Source organism: Halohasta sp. A2 (assembly GCF_056175805.1).
The window spans coordinates 1-255 of sequence record NZ_JAQFWV010000307.1; the positions used below are offsets into that span (position 1 = coordinate 1).

A 255-nucleotide genomic window follows, 5' to 3' on the forward strand; every position below is an offset into this window, starting at 1 on the left:
GACGGCGGTTCCGTCTGTGTCGTGGGTGTACTTGAGAATGCCTACGTCGATTCCCACGCATTTCTCAGGATTCTCGGGTTTCTCCGGTGGGTCTTCGGGCGTCTCAACTCCGAAGATGGCATACCACCCCCCGGTCGGTTCCTGCTTGACCGTGACAGTCTTGATTTCGGCGTCATCGGGGAGGTCGCGGTGGAAGGTGATGGGGATTTCACCGAGTTTCGAGAGCCACAGTCGAGTCTGACCGCTCGTGTTCTT

The 255-nt window shown here is 58.0% G+C and carries 1 pseudogene; it reads right to left on the reverse strand.

The features are described from left to right. Positions 1 to 255 (reverse strand): annotated as a pseudogene (locus tag O2S87_RS19240) (RNA-guided endonuclease TnpB family protein); the annotation flags it as partial.